Raw genomic sequence first — 4742 nt, 5'->3', positions numbered from 1 at the left:
TGAGGCTAAAGTGGAAACCGAAGAGGCAGCCAAAAGCGATGCCAATGGCAGGGTAGCTCAGAACTCGGCAGTGCCTCAGGAAGTAGTAGAGCTTGCAAAAGATGTATATGGCAGCGACACACTCCCGGCGCTTACTGTAGCATTTACTTACACAAGAGGTGATTCTAATATCAATCTTGAAGACGAGTGGTCTTTTTATGTTTATGATACACCTCAAAGCGGATGTGTTTTAGGTGATGGCGACGGCCGCTACTACCCTGGCTACCTGAGCACTGAAAATGGTTTTGCTTTTGTGGAAGCTGAGGATATGTGTGGACTTGGCACATACGAGGTAGACAACAGGCAAGGTGGCTGGTTTGACTATGTTTGTGGCCCTTCCGGTTTCAGCTTTGATTACGATGGTGAGCCTGTATTTGTACTGGTAAGGCTGTGGTGCGAGTAATCGGCTGAGGCTTTTTACAGCATATAGTGCCCGTGGCTTATTAAGCTTCGGGCATTATTTTTTTGTTAATTTTGACCGCTAACTAACAATTGCGCTATGCTTGCTGATATCGACTATAATTTTGGTCTTCATGCTACTACCATCCCCGCACGGTCAGGAGTGATGGGTGTCTGCCGGATGACGGGTTTGAGCTATGTTGATAGCGGCCTGTCGTGTGATACATTTAATATCATTCATGTGTTTAGTGGCAATGAATTTGAAAAACAGGAGCTTACCGATGCTGTCAGGCATTTCAGAAAGCGCAACCTTGACTTTTGCATCTGGGTAAGCCGGGAAAACCTCACGCCTCAGGTGAGGGCCTGTTTTGAAGCTTTGGAGCTTGACATTCAGGGTGAGGAGGTTGGTATGGTGCTGGATCTGGATGATTATGAACCAATAGACAAACTTGGGCATGTTAACATCCAAAAAGTAAATACCCGGGAACATTTGATACAATACGCCGAGGTGATTGCAAGGAACTGGAATCCCGCCGATGAAAACGTAATCCGTTACTATGAAACGACAGCAGCCCTGTACCTTGATACGGATACCGGAATCGAGCTTTTCCTCTACCTGCACGAAGGTGTACCTGTTGCCGGAGTGGAAATGTTTCCTTCAAATGATGAAGTAGCAGGGTTATATGGCCTGGCGACCCTTGAGGCGTACAGGGGAAAAGGTATTGGCTTTGCACTAATGACCCATGCACTCAATACTGCTAAAGCGTCAGGTTACAAACGCATGATATTGCAGGCTTCTGAAGATGGTATAGGAATTTATAAAAAACTTGGCTTTCGCGAACTGACGAATTATTTTGAATATTCATAAACACTCTCCAAAATGAAAAGAATTCTGCTTCTGGTTTTAATACTGGCCTGCCATACAGCCGCTGCCTATAATATTGATACACTTGTGGTGATGAGCAAATCCATGTACAAGGAGGTCCGTAACATAGTCATTACTCCCAACCAGTATAGCAAGAATGGAAAAGCTTACCCTGTTTTATATATGCTACACGGAGCGACGGATGACTATATGTTTTGGCCTGAATATGTACCGGAGGTTCGAGAGTTTGCCGACAGGTATCAGGTGATCCTTGTATTCCCTGATGGAGCCAGAACAAGCTGGTATTTTGATAGTCCTGTTGACAGCACTTTCAGGTACGAAACGTACATCTCCAAAGAGTTGGTGAGCCATGTAGATCAAAACTATAATACCATTGCAAATAGCAAAGGCCGGGCAATAACTGGTCTGAGCATGGGAGGTCATGGTGCTTTTTATCTGGCCTTCAGGCACCCTGACATATGGGGAGCAGCCGGTAGTACCAGTGGAGGTATGGATTTCAGGCCTTTTCCCGATGAGTGGGATTTGGCCAAAAGGCTGGGGTCATTTGCCGAATATCCTGAAAATTGGGAACGTAATACTGTGGTCAATATGGTGCCACTTATAGATAAGGATACCCTGGCATTGATCTTTGATTGTGGTACAGAGGATTTTTTCTATGAGGGCAACAACGCTTTGCACCATAAATTGCTGAATAGAGGCATTCCACACACCTATATTGAGCATCCAGGTGGACACACGCTGGATTACTGGCTGATATCTATTGAGTACCACCTGATCTTTTTTGAGGATTATTTCACCCGGACAGAGTAGCGTTGTACAGCTATTCCGGGGCACGTCTGGCAGAAGGTTAATGGGATTTATACTGTTTGGGATAAGGCTGTTTTAATAGTAGCCAGACGTACCCAGGTTATTTGTCTTTCTTATTAAATTAACACCTGGTAAGTTGTTTTGTTTAATTATTTATAATTTTTTTTAGACAAAAATTCCTATATACAATAGTTTGAGGTTTAAGGTACAACTTGATAACTTGGTGTAGAAAGAACCCATCCTGTAATTATCTCGCATGAACGATATTAATATTCGACCTTATAAAGAAGCTGATAAAGAAAAATTGCTTCATTTGATCCGTCTCAATACACCGCAGTATTTTGATCCTGCAGAAGAAGGTGACTTTAGCGACTATCTGGATAATGAACTAGAAACGTACTTTGTAGTAGAGGACAACGGCCAAATCATAGGCTGCGGAGGCATCAACTATTTTCCGGAAGAGCATACAGCGCGTATTTCATGGGACATGATCCACCCCGAAGCTCAGGGCAAGGGAGTAGGGAAAAGGCTCACGTTACATCGGATTGAAGAGATAAAAAAACGAAAGGACATTAAAACGATCGTGGTAAGGACTACCCAGTTGGTTTATCCTTTTTATGAAAAGGCCGGATTTACTTTAGAGAAAACGGAGCCGGATTTCTGGGCTCCCGGATACGACCTTTATCTGTTGAAAATAGTGTTGAATTAAATCCATGAGACTGATTACCCTTAAAACTTTTGACAATAGCATAGAAGCCAATTTGTTGAGGTCAAAGCTCGAAAGTGAAGGTGTACTTTGCTTTCTCTTTGATGAGAACATGGTATCGCTCAACCCGTTGTACAATCTTACCCTTGGAGGCATCAAACTCAAAATAAGGGAGGCTGATGCACAAAAAGCATTGCAGATTATTGAGGAGGTAGAGACCACACCATTTACTGATGAGCAGGATAGGCAGGTGCGATGCCCCGTTTGCCAGTCTACGCAACTCTACTCCGATTTCAAATCAATGAAGGGTTTGAAGGGTGTTTTTACAGCCATTGTTTCTTTCCTTCTTTTTGTTTTTCCGTTTTATTACAAGTCCGTATACAAATGCAGGCAATGTAATGCCGAGTTTAGGCCGGCGAAGTAAGCTGTTAAAATTATGCCATGGGTTAATGAACACTGACAGCTAATAAAAGCAAACCGATTTATAGAGATTATTTATCGACATCTTTAGACTATCTGCAGCAATCTTTTTAGATTAACTAGCCAAACATACAAAGGCGCTATGGATGTACTCGGTATCGATATAGGAGGCTCCGGAATCAAAGGGGCAATAGTAGACACCAAACAGGGAAAGCTTATCTCCGAACGATTTCGAGTGGATACTCCCCAGCCTGCTACACCTGAGGCCATTGCAGAAGTGATCAGGCAGATCAAAGACCACTTCAACTGGCAGGATGATATTGGTTGCGCTTTCCCCACTGTAGTTATCGAGGGCAGAGCCAAATATAGCTCCAACCTCGACCCGGCCTGGAAAGGTGTACAGATCGACGACCTGTTTAGTGAGCACTGTGACGACCTTCGGTTTGAGATCATCAATGATGCAGATGCTGCCGGTATTGCCGAGATGCGGTTTGGAGCGGGCAGGCATAAGTCAGGATTGGTAGCAGTTATCACCGTGGGTACCGGGCTTGGCAGCGGCGTGTTTTATGACGGACAACTGATCCCCAATACTGAGCTGGGGAGAATGCTGGGGAAGAAGGGCAAGCCAGTGGAACAGTATGCAGCCGACTCGGCCAGAAAAAGGGAAGAGCTTGAGTTTGATGAGTGGGGCAAGCGGTTTAACTTCTTTTTGAAATATGTAGACCGCATACTTTCCCCTGATTTTATTATCATTGGTGGCGGTGCTAGCAAGAAGATCCATAAATTCAGAAAACAGATTAAAATAAAGATCCCATACACGGTGTCGGAGAAGCTTAACAATGCAGGGATCATTGGAGCCGCTGTCAATGCGGCTGAACATCATAAATAGCGCGAGGCAAAGTTAAAATTCCGGATAAGTTGCATTTTTTCTTTTGCTCCATTTTCTGATAATTCCCTTCCGCCAGTGCCGGGATGGGGTGGCAGCGTTACTGAACGTAATAACTAAGCATAGTGAATTATATCAACAGAAGTCTGGTAAATTTGAACAAGTAAGTTAAGAGGGTTTTGCTCATTGGCATATAAAAAAGCAACCTTCATCTGCGTGAAGATTGCTTTTCTAAGGTCAGGACTAAAGTCAATTACTCCTTGATTATTCTTATGGCTTTACCCTCTATTTTCAAAATGTACATACCCTGTTTCATGTCCTCCATTTGTAGTGAGGTTTGGTTGCCGGACATTACTTCTCTGTTTTGCATATCATATAAGATCCAGTTGCCACTAAACTCACCTTTAATTTCCAATGTGTTTTTCACCGGATTAGGAAAAACACTCCATCCTATGTTTTCTGATTCAAGGAGGGACGGTGCCTCCGGTGTATCGCCGAATGCATTTGCTGTGGAAGTACTATTAATTCGAGCAGACTGATTGCTTACGGGTGTTGCGCTTGCAATGCCCGATTCTGTCAGTTTTCCTGTTGTGTCAGTG

At 43.8% G+C, this 4742-nt stretch carries 7 protein-coding genes; 6 read left to right on the top strand and 1 reads right to left on the bottom strand.

From position 1 onward, the window contains the following. From E1163_RS30330 to ppgK, 6 genes are all read left to right on the top strand, one after another. On the top strand, window positions 1–442 hold a 442-nt coding region (locus E1163_RS30330; protein WP_185155930.1), incomplete at its 5' end, for a hypothetical protein. 96 nt (window positions 443–538) lie between these two features. After that, window positions 539–1306: a GNAT family N-acetyltransferase gene (locus E1163_RS02330; RefSeq protein WP_246223472.1), complete on the top strand. Its 768-nt coding sequence runs from the start codon at window positions 539–541 to the stop codon at window positions 1304–1306. Between the two features lie 12 nt (window positions 1307–1318). After that, the gene (locus E1163_RS02325; protein ID WP_155169058.1) at window positions 1319–2134 is read left to right on the top strand and encodes an alpha/beta hydrolase; all 816 of its coding nucleotides are present in this window, start codon (window positions 1319–1321) and stop codon (window positions 2132–2134) included. Between the two features lie 253 nt (window positions 2135–2387). Next, complete coding sequence (locus E1163_RS02320; protein WP_155169056.1) at window positions 2388–2840, top strand: GNAT family N-acetyltransferase; 453 nt, start codon at window positions 2388–2390, stop codon at window positions 2838–2840. Window positions 2841–2844: 4 nt separating this feature from the next. Further along, window positions 2845–3261: a putative signal transducing protein gene (locus tag E1163_RS02315; protein ID WP_155169054.1), complete on the top strand. Its 417-nt coding sequence runs from the start codon at window positions 2845–2847 to the stop codon at window positions 3259–3261. Window positions 3262–3399: 138 nt separating this feature from the next. Further along, window positions 3400–4146, top strand: coding sequence for a polyphosphate--glucose phosphotransferase (gene ppgK / locus E1163_RS02310; protein WP_155169052.1), 747 nt, complete (start codon window positions 3400–3402; stop codon window positions 4144–4146). A 250-nt stretch (window positions 4147–4396) separates the two neighbouring features. On the opposite strand, the gene E1163_RS02305 is transcribed toward ppgK, so the two are convergent. Continuing rightward, window positions 4397–4742: T9SS type A sorting domain-containing protein (locus E1163_RS02305; protein ID WP_155169050.1), on the bottom strand; the 346-nt coding region annotated here is incomplete at its 5' end.

The organism is Fulvivirga kasyanovii (genome assembly GCF_009711405.1).
Classification (GTDB): domain Bacteria; phylum Bacteroidota; class Bacteroidia; order Cytophagales; family Cyclobacteriaceae; genus Fulvivirga; species Fulvivirga kasyanovii.
This window is presented reverse-complemented; position numbering and strand designations above follow the sequence as displayed.